21 protein-coding genes and 2 tRNA genes are annotated in these 17,982 nt (G+C 68.5%); 7 read left to right on the top strand and 16 right to left on the bottom strand.

Annotated elements, in window-relative coordinates; translation table 11 throughout:
* Together TX79_RS06415 and TX79_RS06420 are read right to left on the bottom strand one after the other, a co-directional pair.
* Positions 1-72 (bottom strand) — tRNA-Thr (locus TX79_RS06415).
* Between the two features lie 80 nt (positions 73-152).
* Complete coding sequence (locus TX79_RS06420) at positions 153-863, bottom strand: DUF7114 family protein (protein WP_049926498.1); 711 nt, start codon at positions 861-863, stop codon at positions 153-155.
* 60 nt (positions 864-923) lie between these two features.
* Between TX79_RS06420 and TX79_RS06425 the strand changes: the two genes are divergently transcribed.
* A complete protein-coding gene (locus tag TX79_RS06425) occupies positions 924-1,634 on the top strand; it encodes an enoyl-CoA hydratase/isomerase family protein (RefSeq protein ID WP_049926500.1) in 711 nt (236 codons plus the stop codon).
* A 77-nt stretch (positions 1,635-1,711) separates the two neighbouring features.
* Entirely contained in the window at positions 1,712-2,254 is a 543-nt protein-coding gene (locus TX79_RS06430) for a GNAT family N-acetyltransferase (RefSeq protein WP_049926502.1), read from the top strand.
* Positions 2,255-2,269: 15 nt separating this feature from the next.
* Here TX79_RS06430 and TX79_RS06435 read toward each other — a convergent pair whose 3' ends face one another.
* Complete coding sequence (locus TX79_RS06435; RefSeq protein ID WP_049926503.1) at positions 2,270-3,064, bottom strand: NAD+ synthase; 795 nt, start codon at positions 3,062-3,064, stop codon at positions 2,270-2,272.
* A 267-nt stretch (positions 3,065-3,331) separates the two neighbouring features.
* On the opposite strand from TX79_RS06435, the gene TX79_RS06440 reads away from it, so the two are divergent.
* A tRNA-Gly gene (locus tag TX79_RS06440) sits at positions 3,332-3,402 on the top strand.
* Positions 3,403-3,669: 267 nt separating this feature from the next.
* On the opposite strand, the gene TX79_RS06445 is transcribed toward TX79_RS06440, so the two are convergent.
* From TX79_RS06445 to TX79_RS06465, 5 genes are all read right to left on the bottom strand, one after another.
* Positions 3,670-4,335, bottom strand: a complete 666-nt coding sequence (locus TX79_RS06445; protein WP_049926504.1) for a hypothetical protein — start codon at positions 4,333-4,335, stop codon at positions 3,670-3,672.
* A 66-nt stretch (positions 4,336-4,401) separates the two neighbouring features.
* A complete protein-coding gene (locus TX79_RS06450; protein ID WP_049926506.1) occupies positions 4,402-5,790 on the bottom strand; it encodes a hypothetical protein in 1,389 nt (462 codons plus the stop codon).
* Between the two features lie 131 nt (positions 5,791-5,921).
* Positions 5,922-6,350 carry a universal stress protein gene (locus TX79_RS06455; protein ID WP_049926508.1) on the bottom strand — a complete coding sequence of 143 codons (429 nt, stop codon included), beginning with the start codon at positions 6,348-6,350 and terminating at the stop codon, positions 5,922-5,924.
* Positions 6,351-6,416: 66 nt separating this feature from the next.
* Positions 6,417-6,668, bottom strand: a complete 252-nt coding sequence (locus tag TX79_RS06460) for an amphi-Trp domain-containing protein (protein WP_049926510.1) — start codon at positions 6,666-6,668, stop codon at positions 6,417-6,419.
* Positions 6,669-6,755: 87 nt separating this feature from the next.
* Positions 6,756-7,895, bottom strand: coding sequence for a KaiC domain-containing protein (locus TX79_RS06465; RefSeq protein WP_081655593.1), 1,140 nt, complete (start codon positions 7,893-7,895; stop codon positions 6,756-6,758).
* A gap of 232 nt (positions 7,896-8,127) precedes the next feature.
* Here TX79_RS06465 and TX79_RS06470 point away from each other — a divergent pair, with 232 nt between their 5' ends.
* The gene (locus TX79_RS06470; protein ID WP_049926512.1) at positions 8,128-8,967 is read left to right on the top strand and encodes an NAD(+)/NADH kinase; all 840 of its coding nucleotides are present in this window, start codon (positions 8,128-8,130) and stop codon (positions 8,965-8,967) included.
* A 25-nt stretch (positions 8,968-8,992) separates the two neighbouring features.
* Here TX79_RS06470 and TX79_RS06475 read toward each other — a convergent pair whose 3' ends face one another.
* The 6 genes from TX79_RS06475 to TX79_RS06500 form a co-directional block, all read right to left on the bottom strand.
* A complete protein-coding gene (locus TX79_RS06475) occupies positions 8,993-9,640 on the bottom strand; it encodes a DsbA family oxidoreductase (RefSeq protein WP_049926513.1) in 648 nt (215 codons plus the stop codon).
* Positions 9,641-9,718: 78 nt separating this feature from the next.
* Positions 9,719-10,513: a hypothetical protein gene (locus TX79_RS06480; RefSeq protein WP_049926514.1), complete on the bottom strand. Its 795-nt coding sequence runs from the start codon at positions 10,511-10,513 to the stop codon at positions 9,719-9,721.
* A 534-nt stretch (positions 10,514-11,047) separates the two neighbouring features.
* Positions 11,048-12,016 (bottom strand): nucleotidyltransferase domain-containing protein, encoded by a 969-nt coding sequence (locus tag TX79_RS06485; RefSeq protein WP_049926516.1) that lies wholly within the window; start codon positions 12,014-12,016, stop codon positions 11,048-11,050.
* Between the two features lie 347 nt (positions 12,017-12,363).
* On the bottom strand, positions 12,364-12,552 hold the full coding sequence (locus tag TX79_RS06490; protein ID WP_049926517.1) for a hypothetical protein: 189 nt from the start codon (positions 12,550-12,552) through the stop codon (positions 12,364-12,366).
* Positions 12,553-12,558: 6 nt separating this feature from the next.
* The gene (locus TX79_RS06495) at positions 12,559-12,753 is read right to left on the bottom strand and encodes a DUF7511 domain-containing protein (protein WP_049926518.1); all 195 of its coding nucleotides are present in this window, start codon (positions 12,751-12,753) and stop codon (positions 12,559-12,561) included.
* A 279-nt stretch (positions 12,754-13,032) separates the two neighbouring features.
* On the bottom strand, positions 13,033-14,139 hold the full coding sequence (locus tag TX79_RS06500; protein ID WP_049926519.1) for a S1C family serine protease: 1,107 nt from the start codon (positions 14,137-14,139) through the stop codon (positions 13,033-13,035).
* 178 nt (positions 14,140-14,317) lie between these two features.
* On the opposite strand from TX79_RS06500, the gene TX79_RS06505 reads away from it, so the two are divergent.
* Genes TX79_RS06505 through TX79_RS06515 form a run of 3 tightly spaced genes read left to right on the top strand, consistent with a single transcriptional unit; the run spans position 14,318 to position 17,093 of the window.
* Complete coding sequence (locus tag TX79_RS06505) at positions 14,318-15,097, top strand: DUF7388 family protein (protein WP_049926521.1); 780 nt, start codon at positions 14,318-14,320, stop codon at positions 15,095-15,097.
* Between the two features lie 59 nt (positions 15,098-15,156).
* Positions 15,157-15,921 (top strand): creatininase family protein, encoded by a 765-nt coding sequence (locus TX79_RS06510; protein WP_049926523.1) that lies wholly within the window; start codon positions 15,157-15,159, stop codon positions 15,919-15,921.
* Positions 15,918-17,093, top strand: coding sequence for an NAD(P)/FAD-dependent oxidoreductase (locus TX79_RS06515; RefSeq protein ID WP_049926525.1), 1,176 nt, complete (start codon positions 15,918-15,920; stop codon positions 17,091-17,093). The genes TX79_RS06510 and TX79_RS06515 overlap by 4 nt, the downstream gene beginning before the upstream one ends.
* A 79-nt stretch (positions 17,094-17,172) precedes the next feature.
* Here TX79_RS06515 and TX79_RS06520 read toward each other — a convergent pair whose 3' ends face one another.
* Complete coding sequence (locus tag TX79_RS06520) at positions 17,173-17,661, bottom strand: Hsp20/alpha crystallin family protein (RefSeq protein WP_049926527.1); 489 nt, start codon at positions 17,659-17,661, stop codon at positions 17,173-17,175.
* Positions 17,662-17,816: 155 nt separating this feature from the next.
* A complete protein-coding gene (locus TX79_RS19585) occupies positions 17,817-17,975 on the bottom strand; it encodes a DUF7559 family protein (protein ID WP_195892466.1) in 159 nt (52 codons plus the stop codon).
* Positions 17,976-17,982 lie beyond the last annotated feature (7 nt).

A 17,982-nucleotide genomic window follows, 5' to 3' on the forward strand; every position in this document is an offset into this window, starting at 1 on the left:
AGCCTGAGGCGGGAATTGAACCCGCGGTCTCGTCCTTACCAAGGACGCGCTTTACCGCTAAGCTACCCAGGCGCGCACTCGTTGGTTGTCTCGAGTCGTCTTTATGGGTTTCGATTCGGCCGGGCCGTGAGTCGGTTTGTCGGGGACGGCGGTCAGGGATCGGTGGCCGAGGTGGCCCGATCGGTCGGCCCGTCCTCGAGGGTCGTCTCGAGCGGCGGCGTCTCGAGGTCGGCGAGACACTCCTCGGCCGGGGGGAACGAGGGGCCGACGTCTCGGGCGAGGTCGTCGGCGATCGCGAGCAGCCGCGGGGAGGGCGGTTCGTCGACGCTGGCGGCACCGGTGCGGACGGCCAGTTCGAGGACGTCCCGTTCCAGGTTGGCGTCGAGTGCGGCCGGGTCGCCGTCGGTCCGTCCCCGAACGATGTCGTCGCGGGCCGTCTGGTCGTGGCCGAAGTTCCGGACCGTGCGGACGGCCTTGTCCGCAGCGTCGGTCCGGGCCAGCAGGTAGAACCCCCGCGCGACGAGGATGTCGGCCGCGAGGATCTCGAGGTCGGCACTGCCGGCGTCGCCGTCGGTCCACGGTTCCTCGTGGGCGATCGTCCGCGTGAGTCTGAGCCCCTCGTAGATGAGCTGGACGCCGGCGGCGTGGGTGAGAACGCTCCCCCGACCTGCCGGGAACTCGCCGGTCGATTCCTCGAGGGCAAACTCGTCGGTGGCTGCCCTCGCTGCACTCTCGAGTGTCAACGCCCCGGGGACCATCGATGCACCCTTGAGAACGGAGTCGACGAGGTCGTGCAACCGCGGTGGTTCGACGTCCGCAACGGCTTCGACGGCGGCACGCCGACAACTGTCGGCCGGATCCATTGGCTGAAGATTACGAGGGCGGAAGCAAAGGCCTTTGGAAAGGGCCGACCGACTCCGCCCATGATCGACGTCACGATCGACGACGACCGATCGATCCGGACCGTCGCCCTCGATCGCCCCGCAGCGCGGAACGCGCTCACCGTCGCGGGCCTCGAGTCGCTCGAGGCGGCGATCGCCGACGCCGACGAATCCGTGATCTATCTCACGGGGAACGGCCCGGCCTTCTGTGCGGGAGCGGATCTCGAGGCGGTCGCGGATCTCGACGGGGACCGCGATCGGGCACGGGAGTTCGCCCGCCTGGGCCAGCGAGTCGCCCGCAGGATCGAGGCGTCGCCGGCGGTCGTCGTCGCCGGGATCGACGGGGCCGCACGCGGGGGCGGACTCGAACTCGCGCTGGCCTGCGACGTCCGCGTCGGCACGCCGGAGTCGACCTACGGCGAGCCCGGCGTCACGTTCGGGCTGTTCGGTGCCTGGGGCGGGACCGTTCGGCTCCCTCGCGTGCTCGGCGAGGGCAACGCCCTCGAGTTCGCCCTCTCGGGGCGGACGGTCGACGCCGAGGAGGCCCTGCAGCTGGGACTGATCTCGCGGCTCGAGGACGATCCCCGGAGCGTCGCCGCGGAGATCGCGTCAAACGCCCACGACGCGCTGTCGGCGCTCAAACGCCGCATCAGGGACGACGCCGAGCGAGCGACGCAGGAACGTCGCGAGGCGGCGGCGTTCGCCGACCTCCTCGAAGCCCACGCCGACGACGTCGACGCCGTCCTCGAGTGACCGTCTGCTGTCGACCGGATGTCAGATGGTGGCACGCTACAATGACCTTTTTCATCGGGCCTTCGAAACGAAGTGGTATGCCTAATACGACCTTTCTCTCCGGCGAGCGCGTCGACTTGCGGCCGATCGAGGAGGACGACCTCGAGTTCCTTCGGGACGCGATCAACGATCCACGGGTCTGGCGACCGATCGGCGGCTCGCGTCCGCTTAACCTCGAGCAGGAACGGGAGTTCTTCGAGAACGTCGTCACAGACGACGAGTCGGTGAACCTGCTGATCGTCGCCGATTCGGACCCGGTCGGGACGATCGAGATCCGACGAATCGACTGGGAATCCGGCACCGGTGAGGTCGGCTACTGGATCGAACCCGACGAACACGGCCAGGGGTACGGCACTGAAGCGGCGGAGTTGGTCGTCGGGTACGCCTTCGACCAGCTCGGTCTCCACCGCATCAGGGCTCACGTCTTCGAGTTCAACGACGCCTCACAGCGGCTCCTCGAGTCGATCGGCTTCATGAGGGAGGGAACCGAGCGCGAATCCCAGTTCATCGACGGCGAATACTGGGACACCCACTGGTACGGCCTCCTCGAGGACGAGTGGCGCGAATCAACTGGCGACTAGCGACTGACGGGGGGCTCACTCGAGCGGCTCCGGTGCCGGCGGGGCCGCGCGTTTGTGCGCGCTGGCCTCGTACATCGCCCGGACCCGCTCGACGGTGTCGGCGTCGACCTCGAGGACGCGAGCGGTGGCGTCGACCGACAGCGGGCCGTCGACGTGGGTCGCGAGGATCGAATCGAGCGTCTCGTAGCTGATACCCAGTTCCTCCTCGTCGGTCTGGCCGGTCCACAGTTCGGCCGTGGCGGTCTTCGACGCGAGGTCCTCGGGAACGCCGACGTGGCGCGCGAGTTGTCGCACCTGGGCCTTGTAGAGGTTCCCGATCGGGTGGCAGTCGACCGCGCCGTCGCCGTACTTGGTGAAGTAGCCGACCGCGGCCTCGCTCCGGTTGCCGGTGCCGACGACCAGCCGGTTCTCGTGGTTCGCGACGAGGTAGTTCAGCACCGCTCGCACGCGTGCTCGAGCGTTGCCGACGGCCTCGCGGTCGCCCTCGACTTCGGGATAGGCCTCGAGCAGTGAGTCGACGATCGGTTCGATCTCGAGTACGTCGTAGCTGATCTCGAGGTCCTGGGCGACGCGCTCGGCGTCGCTCATGTTGTCCTCGGTGCTGACCGTCGCCGGGAGGACGAGCCCGTGGACGTTCTCCGCACCGAGTGCCTCGACGGTCAGGTGTGCCGTCAGCGTGCTGTCGATTCCCCCGGAGAGGCCGAGTACAGCGCCGTCGGCCCCCGCAGCGTCGACTTGCTCGCGGATGAACTCCGTGATGTGTTCGCGTCGCTGCTCCAGTTCCGCCTCCGAGAACCGAACGTCAATCATTGCGATGGGATACGGTTCCCCCTCCCTAATAGCCTCCCCTCGAGGCGAAAAAGTGGACACGTGTTAGGTTTCTTACCGGGACCGGCGTCGCTCGAGAGCGCTACGTTGAAGTGCGATCGGTGGGTAAACTCACGGTGCCGAAGCGCGCCGGTGCTGAGACGGACGACGTCCGTCGAAGTACGGCGTGAACGAAGTGAGTGAGCGCCGGTGGTGAGCAAATCCGACGGATTTGCGATCCTCGGCGAGCGAGGAACGCAGTGACGAAGCGCGCCGGTGGTCTAGTGGTAGGACATGAGCTTCCCAAGCTCATAGCCCGGGTTCAATTCCCGGCCGGCGCATGTTGCGACGAACAGCCGTGAGTCGCAACTGCGGCAAAAGGGAATTGAAGTACGGAAGACGCAGCGCGATCGGAGTGAGCGACCGTCTTCAGGTGGTTCAATTCCCGGCCGGCGCATGGGAGACGCGAACGCAGTGAGCGTCTCCAAGTTTCGAACGGCGAGCAATGCGAGCCGTGAGATGGCGAACATCCGTGAGTCGCAACTATGTGGCGTCTTGCCGCTGGTACTCGAGCGTACCCGACGAGTAGCGATCGGTGAGCGCTGCCCTTACTCGTCTTCCCGACTGACGATTTCGTCGATGTTCTCGAGGACGAGGTCGTGACCGCGGCTCTCGCCGGGGAGGATGTCCCCCAGTGCCGCGCCGAACGCGGCCGCCGACCAGACGACGGTGATCCGCGAGAGGACCTCGAGCGTGCCGGCGGGGTCGTCGGCGGTGTGGCGACCCCAGAGGAACAGCAGGAACGTCGCGGTGAGAAACGAGACGGCGAGGACGCCGACGAGGCGTCGGGGGATGACCCCGAACAGCGGATCGGTCACCTGGACGTCACGAATGTCGGACCAGTAGATGAGCCCGATCGTCAGGAATACGACGAACGCGACGTTGGCGACGAAGAAGACGGGAACCCCGGCGACGGTCGTCTGGAGGAACCACCGGGCGATCTCGAAGACGCCGTCCTCGACGAGCATCGGCAGCGAGAAGGCGATCCCGCCGACAAACGCCTCGGCGACGTCCCGGCCGGTGAACTTCTGGATTCGCTCCTCGAACCCGCCGACGTGGGCCAGCCGCCGCGCGGCGGACATCGTCCGGCGGACCTCCTCGCGTTCGTCGGGTTCGTCGACCGTCTCCTCAAGCGTCTCGAGTCGGTGCATGAGGTAGTCGACGTCGGGGTCGTCGGGCGGGACGTACTCCCCGTCGGGCTCGGTATCGGACATAGCGGAGGGAGGGGGCCGAGAGCCGATAAAAGCCATCGGTACGCGAAGGGGACGCAGACGACCAGCTCAGAGGTAGCCGAGCAGCGTGCCGACGAGCACCAGCGTCCAGAGGACGAGGCCGACGACGAGCAGGTCGTTTATTCGCGACTCCCTGGTTGCCCGTCGGGCCGCGCCCGCGGCGATCAATCCGAGCGCGAGGACGACGAGCGCGCGCTGGAGGATCACGTCGATCGGGAGGACGTCGACGCCCAACAGCGCGTAATCGAGCCAGATCGCCGCGGCCAGCGAGACCGACGCGGCGACGGCGGCGTCCAGTCGTCGCTCGAGTCCGCTGGCGACGACGTAGGTCGCGACCGGGAGGCCGACGGCGATGAACGGGTAGAGCACGCCGGCGATGGCGTGGACGCCCAGGGCGTCGACGGTGCGATCCAGTGCGACGCCGGCGACGCGAACGCCCAGCACGATCGCGACGATCGTCGCCGCGAGGATCAGGTGGCGGGCCTCGAGGCGGTCGGCGGCCGCCCGGATTCGGGCGCGATCGGTTTCGGTCAGCCGATCCGACACGCGGGACTCGGCACGCTCGCGGAGCCCGCCGACGTCCGCACGGGCGATTCGACGGCGGCCGGTCGCGAGGCCGACCGCGAGCGGGACCATCGCCATGGCGGTCAGGTCGACCGCGGTGGCCCAGCCGTTGGCGTCGGACGGCCCCCTGTTGTCGAGGAAGATCCGCCGGACGTCCTCCTGGACGTCGACTCCCGGGATGGCCATCAGGTCGGCCTCGAGTCGTGCCTGGGCGCGTTCGACGCCGTCGACGCGGTGGCGCAGCGTGAACCAGTCGAAGTGTTCGGAGTGGGTCTGCATCGCGACCCACTCGTCGTCGGGGTGCGGACTCTCGTAGGCACGGATGTGATATCGGTAACCGTAGTACTCACCGTCCTCGAGTTGCAGCGTCTCGGTCGTCCAGAAGGCGGCGGCGTCGGGTCCGGGGTCGAGATAGGCGTACCGCGTCGCTCCGTCGGCCTCCGACCACGGGATGTCGGTCGGCGCGACCGGCCGGAGGTCGTCGACGGTCGTGTTCACCGTGCCCGGTTCCGTCTCTGGATCCATCTCGGACTCGTTGCCGTCGAACGCGAGCAGTTCCTCGGACTCGAAGTGGTCGTGTTCGGGTTCCGTCCAGTTGCCGTCCCCGTGTTCGGCGAGCAGTCGAACTACCTCGTCGGTGTCGCCCCGAACCACGACGTTCACCGGACTCCGTTTCTCGTGGACCTGCCTGGCGTTGAGGTAGGGCCAGAAGCCGCTGTCGTGGCCCTCGAGGGAGACGATTTCGGGTTTGGGTTCGTCCGCCGTCTCGGGGGCGACCTCGTCGACCGACGGCGAGAACAGCAACGAGGGACCCCCCACGACCAGCAGCGTTACCGCGAGCAACGCAAGGACGACGACGGTCGACCGACGCATTCCGATTCGTCTAGCGACGGGAGAGATATCAATCTAGGCTCTCGAGTTACTGCGGTGACAGATTCCGAAACACCCGAAGCGGGCACGGAGAGTGGGGCGAAAGCGGTGTCCCGTCGGCGGCCGGTCGGCCGTCAGGCGTCCGGGCCGACGGTCGTCACCGGGACGGGGGCCGTTCGCACCACGCGCTGGGAGACGCTGCCGACGACGTTGTTCTCGTACTCGTCGCCGCTGGTTCCCATGACGATCAGATCGACGTCGTGGTCGCTCGCGTAGTCGACGATGCACTCCGCCGGGTGACCGGTCTCGATGGCGGTCTCGACCTCGAGGCCGCGTTCGGCGGCGCGGGTCGCGGCCGCGTCGGTGGCCTCGCGGGCGTTCGCCTCGAGGTCGTCGCGGACCTCCGCGACGCGGTCGTCGTCGAGAACGAGAAACGCCCGATCGTCGACGACGGAGAGCACGTGCAGCGTCGCCGAGCGAACGTCGGCGGCCTCGAACGCGTGTTCCGCGACCCGTTCGGCGTGGTCGCTCCCGTCGGTTGGAAAGAGGATCGTCTCGTACATCTAGTCGGACCACTGGCGTGGAGGGAGAAAGAACTTGCTTCTCGGTGTTCGGCCCCGATCCGCTGGCTACGTGGACTTGGACTTCGATTTCCAGGAGAGTTCGATCTCGAGTTCCTCGCGGTTGCCCCGTAGCAGCGTCGAGCGTTCGATCACGTCGACCGAGAGATCGACGTTCTCCGGGGGGTTGAGGCCGACGGTCTTGTTGCCAACCGAGACGCGAACGTCGTCCGGGTCGGCGAAGGCGTCCGAAAGTTGCTGGAAGTACTCCGCGAGTTCCTCGCGCGATACGGTTTCGTCCGCGGTCGTTCGCTGTGCCATGTCCGGGCCTGACGACTCACCGCTGAAAAGTATGGGCAGCGAACGCGACCAAAGCCGAGGTTACTCGCCGCCGCGAACCGCCCCCACTCAAAACAGGTTCGCCTGCTGGTAGACGGAGATGCCCTCGTCGGTGATCTCGTAGGGTTTCTTCTCTCGCGAGTGGTTCGCGTCGCGGATCTTCTGGATCTCGATGGCGAGTCGGGTCTCCCGGAAGTCGTCGGGCCGAACGTACTGCAACACGAAGACCGCGTCGGTGAGATACTCCACGATGCCGTGCCGGGAAGCGTAGGGGTTTCGATCGGCGGCCTCGCTGGTCAACAGCGCCGTCACCCCGGCCTGTTTGAGACTCTTCGTGAAGTCGTAGACCTCGTTGCGCCGGGTCGCCTGCTCGTCGTACATCATCTCGAGCAACGAGACGGAGTCCAGGACGAGTCGCGAGGCCCCGAACTCCTCGACGAGCGTCGGGAGTTCCGACCGGATGGAGGTGAGGCTGTTCGCCATCTCGACGGGATCGATGTCGACGATGGCGAGTCGGTCGTCCTCGACGTACTCGTCGAAGGGGAACCCCTTCTCCGTCGCACTGTTGATGATCCGGCGGCGGCTCTCCTCGAGGCCGATGAACACCGCCTGTTCGCCCTGTGCGAGACCGTGGTTCAGAAACTGCATGCCGAAGGTCGTCTTCCCGGTCCCGGCGCTTCCGATCGCGACCATCAGCGATCGCTCCGGGACGCCACCCTGGATCATCCGGTCCAGCCCGTCGATGCCCAGATCGAGACGCGGCAGATACGACTCGACGTCCGCCTCGAAGTCGGTCTCACCGGCACCCTGCAGCCCCAGGTCGACGTCTTCGAAGCCGCTCGGTCCAGCCGCCCCGCCCTCGTCTGCGGGCGCGGGGACGTCGGCGTCCTCGAGCGCCGAGGCGAAGTCCTCCTCGAAGAGCGAGTCGCCGTCGTCCGCCGACCCGTCGTCGCGGTCAGCGACAGGATCGGCTGCGTTCCCCTCCGGGCCGTCGCCGACGGCCTCCCAGTCGGCGTCGTCGCCGAACGTCGCGTCCCCGCTCGAGTCGACCGACAGATCCGATCCGGACTCGCCGTTCTCGGTCGGTTCCGGGGGATCGCCCTCCGTCGCCGATTTCGAGGGGCTTTCGGCGTCGGACTCGGTGGACTCGTCGTCGGTTCCGTCCTCCGCGAGCGCCCGTTCGAACCAGTCGTCGGACTCCTCAGCCATGCACGTCACCGTCGTTCGTTCGGGTCGGCGATCCGACTCGCCGGTAACCGCCCCCGGCTCGTTGCGTCGGCCGATCGGTCGCGCTCGAGTAGCGTCGTTCCATACGGAGGCCGCGACGGTTCCGTCGCCGTTCACCTACGTGAAGTGACCCGGCCGGGATTAATGTTGTTGACGGCCGCCCGACGGGTCCGGATACGTGGCTTTTTGCGTCCGGGTCGGCAACCACCGGACGATGGAAGACGGCGTCGGTATCGTGGCCCAGCGCGACAACGAGCGTGCACAGTCGCTGGCCGAAACGATCGCGACGCGTCTCGAGCGCGAACACGGCGTCGTGCCGGTCGTCGACGAGGCGACCGGCGAGGCGATCGACGTCCAGGGCGTTCCGGTCGCCGCGATGGCGGATCGAGCGCTGGTCGTCAGTATCGGCGGCGACGGCACGTTACTGTTCGTCGCGCGCGAGGTCGGAGACACGCCGATCCTCGGGGTCAACCTCGGCGAGGTCGGCTTCCTCAACGCCGTCGCACCCGCGGACGCGACCGACGTCGTCGCCGACGTCGTCGGCCGACTCGAGGAGAGCGAGTCGCTTCCCGGGCGCGAACTCGCGCGGTTGCAGGCCCGCGATCCCGACGGCGCGTGGGCGCTCGACCCGGCGCTGAACGAGGTGCTCGTCCACGGTCCGCGCCGCGGCCCCGGCGGGGGCGCGACGATCGAGGTCGACGTCGACGGGGAGACCTACACCGCAGCGCACACCGACGGCGTACTCGTGGCGACGCCGACGGGATCGACCGCCTACAACCTGAGCGAGGGCGGACCGCTGATCCGGCCGGGCACCGACGCGCTCGTGATCACGGGGATGGCCCCCGCCGAATCGATGCCGCCGCTGATCGTCGATCAGGCCGCCGCGATCACGTTGACCGTGACCGACGCCCCCTCCGGGTACGCGATCAGCGACGGCCGCAATCGGAAACCGCTCGAGCCGCCGGCGACCGTCGAGATCGGCCTCGCGGACGATCCCGTGCGGCTCGTCGGTCCGCAGACGACGTTCTTCGAGGCGCTCGAGAAACTCGAGTAGAATCGAGCGACGCGGGGTTCGAACCCTAGCGGTTGGTTTGTGGTTCGCCCTCGATCAGTCGCTCGAGGTGTGCCGGCGGAACGGCACCGCGGGCGACCCGCCCATCGGCGACGAACGTCGGCACGCCGGTGATGCCCTTGCTGTGGGCTTCGGCGAACCGATCCTCCAGCTCGGCCCGGAGGTCGTCGTCCGCGAGCGCCGAGCGGAGCTCCTCGCTCGAGAGGCCGACGTCGGTCGCGAGGTCGACCAGAACGTCGGCGTCGCCGATGTCGCGGTCGTCCTGCCAGAGCGCCTCGTAGATGGCGTCGTCGAAGGCGGCCCACGACTCCGGATGCTCGCGACGGACGTACAGCGAGGCCTGCTGGGCCGGCAGGGAGTCGACCTCGACGGCCAGTTCCTGGGCCATCTCGACGCCGTACTCCTCCTGGAGCCGGCGGACGTTCTGTTTCGCCTGCTCGAAGTACGCGTCGTCCTTCCCGTCGTCGGCGTCGTGATCGATCGAGCCGTCCGGGTTCCGTTTGTCGCGGCGCAGGTCGAACGGATGCCACTCCACCTCGAGCGGTGCCTCCCGGCGCTCGCGGTACTGCTCGAGCGATCGGGTGCCGAGATAGCAGAAGGGACAGACGTAGTCGGCGTACAGGATGAGCCGGTCGCGCGCATCGGTGTCGGACATACTCCCCTTTGGAACTCGGGCGGGAAAAACCGCCGGGCAGCGGTGGTTCCGTCCGGAGTCCCGGATCAGCCGTGGCGGTTACTCGTCGACGGAATCGTTCGACGTGGTCGAGTCGTCCGACCCGTCGGGCGAGACGGACAGCTCGTCGCGTTCCGAGGACGCCGGCAGGTTCGGGTCGCGGTAGGGGTTGCGGCCGTAGGCCGGAAGGTCGTCCTCGAGTTGGGATTTGAGGACGCGCCGGAGCCGATTGAGGCTCGTCGTGTCGAGGCCGTACTCGCTGGCGAGGCGCTCGAAGGTCGGCTCATCGGTGATGTCGTGGGCGCGGTACTGGGCGAACAGTTCCTCCATCCGGTCGGCGGAGAGTGCCTGGGCGTCGATGTCGTCGAGCCCGAAGTACCGCTGGCGGTCGACGTCGACGACGTGGCGGATGACGACGAGCGCGACCTTCTCGATGGCCCGCTGGCTGCCGAACTCGGTGAGGTCGATCTCGTCCATCACGCCGAGCGCGAGGTCGCGCTGCCACGGCGTCAGCTCGAGGGCGTTACACAGCGCCTGGGTCGTCCGCAGCCGGTCGAGGTGGTGGGCGCGTTCGCTGTAGCCCGGCGTCGCCGCGTGCTGTTCGTCGTGGAGGCGGCGCACGCTCTCGGAGAGGTCCGCGTCCGGCGACTCCGCGCGCCCGATGACGGTCGCGCTCGGCGTCACCACGCCCCACCGGCGAACCGTCGAGTCGCGCTGGACGTCCGCTCGAGAGAGCGCACCGGAGCCGGGTCGGGTCTCCAGCCGGCGCTCGGGTTCGCGGTCGGGGGTGACGCCGCCGTCCGTCACGGGGGTCCGTCCGCGGCGGGAACCGGGGTCGGCACCGTCGTCTCTCATCTCGTCTGTCGTTCGGAGAGGGAGACTGAAAAAGGCTCGTGCTCGTTCTCGCCTGCAGTCACGTCGTTCCCGCGGTGATGGCGTCCGTGCCCGCGACGGTGGCATCCGCACGGACCTCGGGTTCGGCGCGCTGGAACCGCTCGCGGAATCGCCGCTGGACCCGATCGAGGGTAGATTCGTCCGAGAAGGTCCACCACTGCCAGCCGAACGGCAGCGCTGTGGCTCGTCGTCAGTTCCTGGCCCCGCGAAAATCCCTTCGTAGCTTCACCTTGTGACCAGAAGCACTTAAAGAGACGTCGCTCGAGCGGTTGGCCCTTTCTGCTCGAGCGGTCGGCCTCTCGCTCGAGCGATTGGGCGAGGAGGCGGCGGCGTCGCTACCGGGCGAGAGAACGTGAGAACGACCGGCTTCCCGTCGTATCTTCACCTTGTGACGGGAGGCACTTAAAGTGCTGTCGAGCGAGTCGTCGACGGACCCCCTCGAGCCGCCGTCGATACGCGCCCCCTGCGCCGGTCGTTTCGTATCCCGAAACGGCGTCACCCGCAGGCCTCGAGAACGTCGTCAACGAACTCGTTCACGCGGTCCCGGTCGGGGCCGTCGCGGGCGTGGACGTCGGGATCGATTCGTCGCGGCGGGTGTGCGAACTCGTGTCCGACGAGGTCGCCGACGCGGGCGTCGCCCTCGCCGTCGCGTTTCCGCTCGAGCAGACGACGGGCCAGGTCGATCCGGTCTGCGTCGAAGACGTCGGGGGCCTGTTCGGCGAGGAACTGCCCGAACGCGAGCGCGGGGAGGTCGTGGCCGCCACCGTTGCCCGTCGCTTTCAGATAGCGGGCGTACATCGCCGCGCGACAGACCGTGAGATTGCGTTTGACTGTCTGTCGCGTCGCCGTCTCGGTATAGCGCTCGTCGTCGGCGTCGATCCACGTCGTGCCGTCCTCGGTCTCGACGCGGTAGCCGTCGCCCTCGCGCTCGCGGATCGGAAAGACGGCGTCGTCGGTTCGCACGAGGTGGTCGGAAAGGTACTTGCGGTAGTTGTTCCGGGCGACCGCCCGCCAGTCGTGGTAGAGTTCGATCGGATCGTAGGTGCGCTCGAGGTACGCCGCGAGCGGGTCGGGGTCGTACGTCGTCCGGTAGCGGATCGGGCTCCGCAGGAGGTCGAGCGCGCTGGCGTTCGACTCGGCCACCAGCCGTGCGAGGGTCGTGACGTCCCAGCCCTGGAACTCGAGGTCGACGGCCGCGTCCGATCCGTCGGCGTCAGCGCTCGAGTGCTCGCCGGCCACGTCAGGGTCGTCGATGGCCTCGCGTGGCCCGCCGAGGTGCGCGTAGCGGCGGCGGTCGGCCTCGACGGAGACGAATCCGACGTCGTAATCGCTGTCGGGACCCGCACCGCCCCAGGCGTGGCTTCCGCGGGCGGTTGCAAACGCCACCTCGACATCGTACGCGCGCTCGAGACGAGTCAGCGACGCGTCGACGCGTTCGCGGACCCGCTGGGGAACCGATGGCATCACACACGAGTGCGAGCGCGAGGACGAATAGCGTGGCGACTGGTCGATCGGGTGCGGGGTGAGAAGGGGAGCGAATCTCCCGTCGTAGCTTCACCCTGTGACGTGAGGCACTTAAAGCTCCACCGCGCCGACCCACCGATCCTCGCCGTGGACGGCACACCACGAATCGTGTGCGTCGAAACATCCCGGGTCCATCACGCGGCCGCACTCACACCACTGCTGGTGGGTCCCCGGAATCGCTCGTCGGCAGAGTGGGCAGTTCGTTTCCATGTGAATTGATCCCACGAACGGGTACTTACCGCTTTCACGGATTCGCCCGACACGACCGGCGGCGAAAGGAAGCCGCGTCAGTGAGTCCCCGTCCGGGAGTAGCCGTGACCGACGACGAGGGCGAGGCAGTTGAGCAGGAGCAGGCCGAAAAAGACCGAGAGCATCGTCGTCGACTCGATGCCGACGACGAACACCGGGAGGTACGCGACCGGCAACAGGGTGCCGATCCAGAACCCGGCCGCGACGACGACGTCCTGCAGGTGCATGGGCGATCAACGCATCGACTCGAGGGCGACGAACGCGTCGTCCTGGGCCGCGATCCAGGCCGTCGTCAGTTGCCGTTCGGTCGCGTTCCGCGGGAAGATCGCACACTCGTCGGGCGCGTCGTCGTTCCTGACGGTGACGTGTTCGAGGCGGATCGACGGTTCGCCTGGCACCGGGAGGGAGGTGTCGCAATCGGAGGTCATAGTCGTGGGTCGACGTGGCTAAACGAGGGAGCCACACCCCCATTGTTATCCACTCGTTTCCGCACCAGTTCCCGACGAAAACAGCCTCACAGGTTCGGGATCGATGGCCCCGTCGAAACGGGAGAAAGTCACGCATACGGGACGAATACTCGCAGTGAAGCGTGGTAATCTCTCGTTACCACGGCGTCGAGGGGCAACGAGCGGCCGGGACGGCGAGGAGTCCGACCGGAACCCGCCTACAGTGCCCCGACCGCGGGTCGCGTCGCTCGAGACGTCCAGTTACGGCTCGGGACGGATTCCGAGAGTCAGTTCCTCGATCGTCTCCTGACCGTTGCGCCAGAGGCGAACCTCGATCGTGTCGCCCGGACTCGTCTCGAGCGCGAGGAACGTCGAGAGGGCGTGGCGGTCGGGAATCGGGTGACCGTCCATCTCGAAGATTACGTCACCGCCGATCGGGATCAGTTCGTTCCCGCGTCGGACGGTCGTCTCGGCGGGTTCGAGGACGCCGTCGGACGGGCCACCTGGGACGACCTCGCTAATCGCGATGCCGGTTGCCTCCTCGAGATCGTTCCGCTCGGCGATCAGCCGGTCGACGGAGGCGAACCTGACGCCCATGTAGGAGTGGTGGTACTCGCCGTCCTCGATGAGCGCCGGGACGACCCGACTGGTGAGCGCTGCCGAGATGGCGAAGCCGATGCTGTCGCCGCCGCCGGCGTGGACGATACCGACCACCTCGCCGTCCATGTCGACGAGCGGGCCGCCGCTGTTGCCGGGGTTGACGGCGGCGTCGGTCTGGACGACGTTCGGATACGAGAAGTTCCGATTCGGGGCGGCGATCGTTCGGTCGACGCCGCCGACGATGCCCTGGGACATCGACCCCTCGAGACCGTAGGGGTTGCCGATCGCGAGCACCTGCTGGCCGACGACCGGTCGCTCCGACGCGAGCGTCAACGGGGTCGCTCCATCGGGGACGTGGTCGACCTCGAGGACGGCGAGGTCGCTGTACCGATCGCGGCCCACGAGGCGGGTGTTCGTCCAGTCGCCGGTGATGTACTGGAGGTCGACCTCCTCGCCCCCGGCGACGACGTGTTCGTTCGTGACCACGTGGCTCTCGTCGTAGAGGAAGCCCGACCCCTGGCCCTGGCCCTCCTCGAGGAACAGGTCGTCGATCCCGAAGACGCGGACCTGGGTGACCGACTCGATGACGGCCTCGTAGACGTCGGTGAACGCCGACCCGTCGGCGACGTCCCCCCGGTCGGTCTCGTAGCTGGAACTGCCTTCCATCTTCCCGCTGCGCTGTGGGGCCGTACAGCCAGCGAGGACCGAAGAGAGACCGGCACCGGCGAGAGCGAGAACCCGTCGTCGGTCGGAGCGGAATGTCGTCATAGATGACGGATGGGAGCGCATCTATTTCAACGCCCGGTGTCCCGTCTCGGCCGGTAGCACTTCCCGGGAACGTCAGCTTTTTGCGCGGTCCCGGCCCACCACGCCTATGGTCGCACAGACGATGGATCGCGTTCCGCACCGACGATGACCGTTCTCCCGTGACGGGAGGTGAACCGTAATGTTACGCTCCAGTCCCCTCGCCCGTGCCGGGCTCGACGCGGTCGCGCTCAAACCCGCCGAGTGTGACGTCTCGAGCGCCGACGCGCTGCCGGTCGAGACGGTCGCGATCGATTACGAGGGCCGCGAGCACGTCCCCGATCCGGCGACGCTCGCCTCGCTCGCGAGCGAGGCCACCGTTCGGGTGACGACGCCGGTTCGTGCCGACGGCTTCGATCCGCTGGGCGACGACTCGGTGCTCGCGGCCCTGCCCGAGGCTGTCGATCGCATCCTCGTCGCGGGCCACCCGGCCTACCTCAGTGCCACGGAGCGCGACCGCGCCGTCGCGCCACGGCTGGGCGCAGCCCTCGAGTCCGCACCGGAGGCCTGGGTCGGCACCGAGAGCGTCGAACGCATCGCCATGGCGACCGGCGCGACCCAGTACGACCTGCTCACGCGCCGGACCGAGCGCGAACTCCGGGCGCTCCGCCAGGCCGGCTTCGAGGGCGAGGTCGCGGTGTACGCACCGGTCGTGCTCACCGAGGCGGAAGACGACATCCTCGACGCCGTCGGCCCCTACGTCGCGCGTCGTGGCCCCGTCGCCGAGGCGCTCCCCGACGACGCGCCGGTCGACGCGACGGCGACCGGCCGCGCCCGCGAGGTGCTACTCGCGGCGGCCGAGGACTACGCGCTCGTCGGTGACGAGACCGCCGTCGCCGAGCGAGCGTCGGCCCTTCGCGAGGCCGGCGCGACGACGGTCGTCGGCTACCCCGCCCGCGGGCTGGAGCCGTTCCTCGAGTGAGGCCTTTTCTCGCGGCCAACACCCCGTAACATAAGTCGTTGCACGCGACAGAGTCGGGCATGCGCACGCTCGCCGAACACACGACGACGACGGCCGCCGAGGCGCTCGAGGCGGCCGAGGTCGCGGTACTCCCCGTCGGGAGTACCGAACAGCACGGTCCCGCACTGCCACTCGGGATGGACCACCTGGCCGCCGAGGCGTTCGCCCGAACGGCCACGGACCGCGAGGACGCGGTCGTCCTGCCGACGCTGCCGGTCGGCGTCAGCGTTCACCACCGGCAGTTCGACGGGACGCTGTACGTCAGCGACGAGACGTTCGAACGCTACGTGACCGAGACGATCGAGAGCGTGGCGGAACACGGGCTCCGCAAGGCGGTCGTGGTCAACGGTCACGGCGGCAACTCCCCGGCGCTGAACCGGGCGGCCCGACGCCTCCGGGACGAGCGGACGGCGTTCGCACCACCCTGGAACTGGTGGGACGGCGTCGAGGACCTCGCCGCGGACCTGTTCGACGAGGACGGCGGCCACGCCGACGCGGCCGAGACGAGCCTCCTGTGGCATCTCCACGAGGACCTCGTCGATCCCGACGCCCTCGAGACCGCCGAAGACGGAGCGAGCGACAGCTGGGGCGAGTCCGTGGCGGGGGCAGCCGTGGCCTTCGACACTATCGACTTCTCGGACAGCGGCGCGGTGGGTCGGCCGACCCAGGCCGACCCCGAGAAGGGGGAACGGCTGTTCGAGGCCGGTCGCGACCGACTCGACGCGTTGCTCGATTGGCTCGTCGAACGACCGCTCGCGGACTGCTGGCCAGGTGAGCACAAATGAGCGAGGAGCCCGAACTCGCCGTCGGCGCGGACGCGTTCACCGACCGCGGGGCCGGCCTCGAGGTCGCCGTCGTCGGCGCGGGCGCGGTCGGCGCGACGGCGGCTTACGACCTCGCTCGCGAGGGGGCCGACGTGACGTTATACGAGCGGGGGCGGGTCGCGGCCGGCGCGAGCGGCCGCGCTGCGGGCGTCTGTTACGACGCCTACGCCGACCCGCTGGACGCGGAGATCGCCGGCGAGGCGATCGAGCGATTCTGCGCGCTCTCCGGCGAGGACACCTTCCCGTTCGTCGAGTGTCCGTACCTCTGGCTCGCCCGTGAGGGCGACGATCGACGCGCCGACGCGATCCGCGAGGGGGTCGCTCGCATGCAGGAAGAAGGCGTCGTCGCGTTCGAACTCGACGCCGACGCGCTCGCCGACCGATTCCCGGCCGTCCGCACCGACGACGTCGCGGTCGCCGCCGTCGCGGGCGCGGCCGGCTACACCGATCCCGCGACGTACACCGCCTGCCTCGCGGCGGCGGCCACGGGTGCCGGCGCGACGCTCGAGACCGAGACGCCGGTCTCGGTCCGGACGGATCCCCCGCGGGTCGTCCCCGAAGACGGACCGGCCCACGAGGTCGACGCCGTCCTCGTGGCCGCCGGCGCTCGCACGAAGCGGCTGCTGGCCGAGGCCGGCCTCGAGATCGCGATGAAGCCGTATCGGGTGCAGGCGCTGGTCGCGGACGGCGACCTCCCGGAGCCGATGTGTTACGACGCCTCGGCCGGCTTCTACGTCCGGCCCCACCCCGACGGCGTGCTGGCCGGCGACGGCACCGAGGAACGGGAGGCCGATCCCGACGAGTACGACCGCGACGCGAATCCGGGGTTCCCGGACGACCTCCGCGAGCGGATCGAACACCGGTTCCCCGACCTCGAACTCGACGTCGATCGCGCCTGGGCCGGCCTCTGTACGGCGACGCCGGACCGAGATCCGCTCGTCGGCCGCCTCGAGGACGGCCTCTACGTCGCGACCGGCTTCCAGGGCCACGGCTTCATGCGCGCGCCGGCGATCGGCAACCGACTCGCGGCACAGATCCTCGGCGACGACGGGATCGACGCCTTCGATCCGACGCGGTTCGCGGGCGACGAGTCCTTCGAGATCAGGGAGGGGATGACGCTCGAGGACGACTGACGCTCGAGCAGGCACGAACGGACGCAAAAATCGCGACCCTGGCGGCGGTTGCACCGGTACACCGGTACAGCAACCCGTCTCAGTCCTCGACCGTGACTTCTTCCGCGCTCGTCGCTGTCGTCGGTTCCGGCTCGCCGGCCGGCGTCGGCTCCTCGGCCGTCGTGGATTCGACGGCCTCATCGTCTTCAGCGGCGGCCTCCTTCGGAATCTCGATGCGCAACGTGCCGGTCTCCGAGAGCCGCGCGGTGCCGGCGTCCGGATCGACCGTCGCGTCGCCGGGCAGTTCGGCCTCGCCGTCCAGCGTCATCCCCCGGCCGGGAAACCGGAGGGCGAACCCGTCGCGGAACTCCCGAAATCGCTCGAGGCGGACGTGGACGCTCCCCTCGAGGTATCGAACCTGCACGTCCTCGGGTTCGGTTCCCGGGGCGTCGAAGACGACGAGATAGGAGGCGTCGTTTTCCAGCACGTCGACCGGAAGCGAGCGGTTGTACTGCAGATAGCCGTTCGCGCGGCCGACCTGTCGGTACAGTACGCGTTTCACTGACGATCGAAGACCGCTCAGCCTCACCGCCGGTCACCTCCGGCGGCGCGGGGAACGCTCGCCGGGACCGGCGCGGGGACCGGGCTACACGCGCGGGACATCGTTCGAGAAGCAGGTACGGGAGCCACGGCTATAGGAATGTTGCTCCCTCTCGAGCGGCGGGACGAACGTCCAGTTTTCGCCTACAACTCGACGGGCTCGAGACAGTCGGTCCCGCCACAGACCGGACACGACAGCTCCGAGACGTCGAACTCCTCGGGGACGTCGTACGTGTAGTGGTTCTCGAACAGGTCGAGAAAGCAGTCGTCGTCGGTACAGACGATCTCCTCGGTCGGTGGCATACGCGAG

The organism is Halopiger goleimassiliensis, assembly GCF_000455345.1.
Lineage (GTDB): Archaea > Halobacteriota > Halobacteria > Halobacteriales > Natrialbaceae > Halopiger_A > Halopiger_A goleimassiliensis.

Excerpts from the sequence above, each read along its gene's own strand:
- TX79_RS06420 (WP_049926498.1), bottom strand. The coding sequence starts at position 863 with ATGGATCCGGCCGACAGTTGTCGGCGTGCCGCCGTCGAAGCCGTTGCG.
- TX79_RS06425 (WP_049926500.1), top strand. The coding sequence starts at position 924 with ATGATCGACGTCACGATCGACGACGACCGATCGATCCGGACCGTCGCC.
- TX79_RS06430 (WP_049926502.1), top strand. The coding sequence starts at position 1,712 with ATGCCTAATACGACCTTTCTCTCCGGCGAGCGCGTCGACTTGCGGCCG.
- TX79_RS06435 (WP_049926503.1), bottom strand. The coding sequence starts at position 3,064 with ATGATTGACGTTCGGTTCTCGGAGGCGGAACTGGAGCAGCGACGCGAA.
- TX79_RS06445 (WP_049926504.1), bottom strand. The coding sequence starts at position 4,335 with ATGTCCGATACCGAGCCCGACGGGGAGTACGTCCCGCCCGACGACCCC.
- TX79_RS06450 (WP_049926506.1), bottom strand. The coding sequence starts at position 5,790 with ATGCGTCGGTCGACCGTCGTCGTCCTTGCGTTGCTCGCGGTAACGCTG.
- TX79_RS06455 (WP_049926508.1), bottom strand. The coding sequence starts at position 6,350 with ATGTACGAGACGATCCTCTTTCCAACCGACGGGAGCGACCACGCCGAA.
- TX79_RS06460 (WP_049926510.1), bottom strand. The coding sequence starts at position 6,668 with ATGGCACAGCGAACGACCGCGGACGAAACCGTATCGCGCGAGGAACTC.
- TX79_RS06465 (WP_081655593.1), bottom strand. The coding sequence starts at position 7,895 with ATGGCTGAGGAGTCCGACGACTGGTTCGAACGGGCGCTCGCGGAGGAC.
- TX79_RS06470 (WP_049926512.1), top strand. The coding sequence starts at position 8,128 with ATGGAAGACGGCGTCGGTATCGTGGCCCAGCGCGACAACGAGCGTGCA.
- TX79_RS06475 (WP_049926513.1), bottom strand. The coding sequence starts at position 9,640 with ATGTCCGACACCGATGCGCGCGACCGGCTCATCCTGTACGCCGACTAC.
- TX79_RS06480 (WP_049926514.1), bottom strand. The coding sequence starts at position 10,513 with ATGAGAGACGACGGTGCCGACCCCGGTTCCCGCCGCGGACGGACCCCC.
- TX79_RS06485 (WP_049926516.1), bottom strand. The coding sequence starts at position 12,016 with ATGCCATCGGTTCCCCAGCGGGTCCGCGAACGCGTCGACGCGTCGCTG.
- TX79_RS06490 (WP_049926517.1), bottom strand. The coding sequence starts at position 12,552 with ATGCACCTGCAGGACGTCGTCGTCGCGGCCGGGTTCTGGATCGGCACC.
- TX79_RS06495 (WP_049926518.1), bottom strand. The coding sequence starts at position 12,753 with ATGACCTCCGATTGCGACACCTCCCTCCCGGTGCCAGGCGAACCGTCG.
- TX79_RS06500 (WP_049926519.1), bottom strand. The coding sequence starts at position 14,139 with ATGACGACATTCCGCTCCGACCGACGACGGGTTCTCGCTCTCGCCGGT.
- TX79_RS06505 (WP_049926521.1), top strand. The coding sequence starts at position 14,318 with ATGTTACGCTCCAGTCCCCTCGCCCGTGCCGGGCTCGACGCGGTCGCG.
- TX79_RS06510 (WP_049926523.1), top strand. The coding sequence starts at position 15,157 with ATGCGCACGCTCGCCGAACACACGACGACGACGGCCGCCGAGGCGCTC.
- TX79_RS06515 (WP_049926525.1), top strand. The coding sequence starts at position 15,918 with ATGAGCGAGGAGCCCGAACTCGCCGTCGGCGCGGACGCGTTCACCGAC.
- TX79_RS19585 (WP_195892466.1), bottom strand. The coding sequence starts at position 17,975 with ATGCCACCGACCGAGGAGATCGTCTGTACCGACGACGACTGCTTTCTC.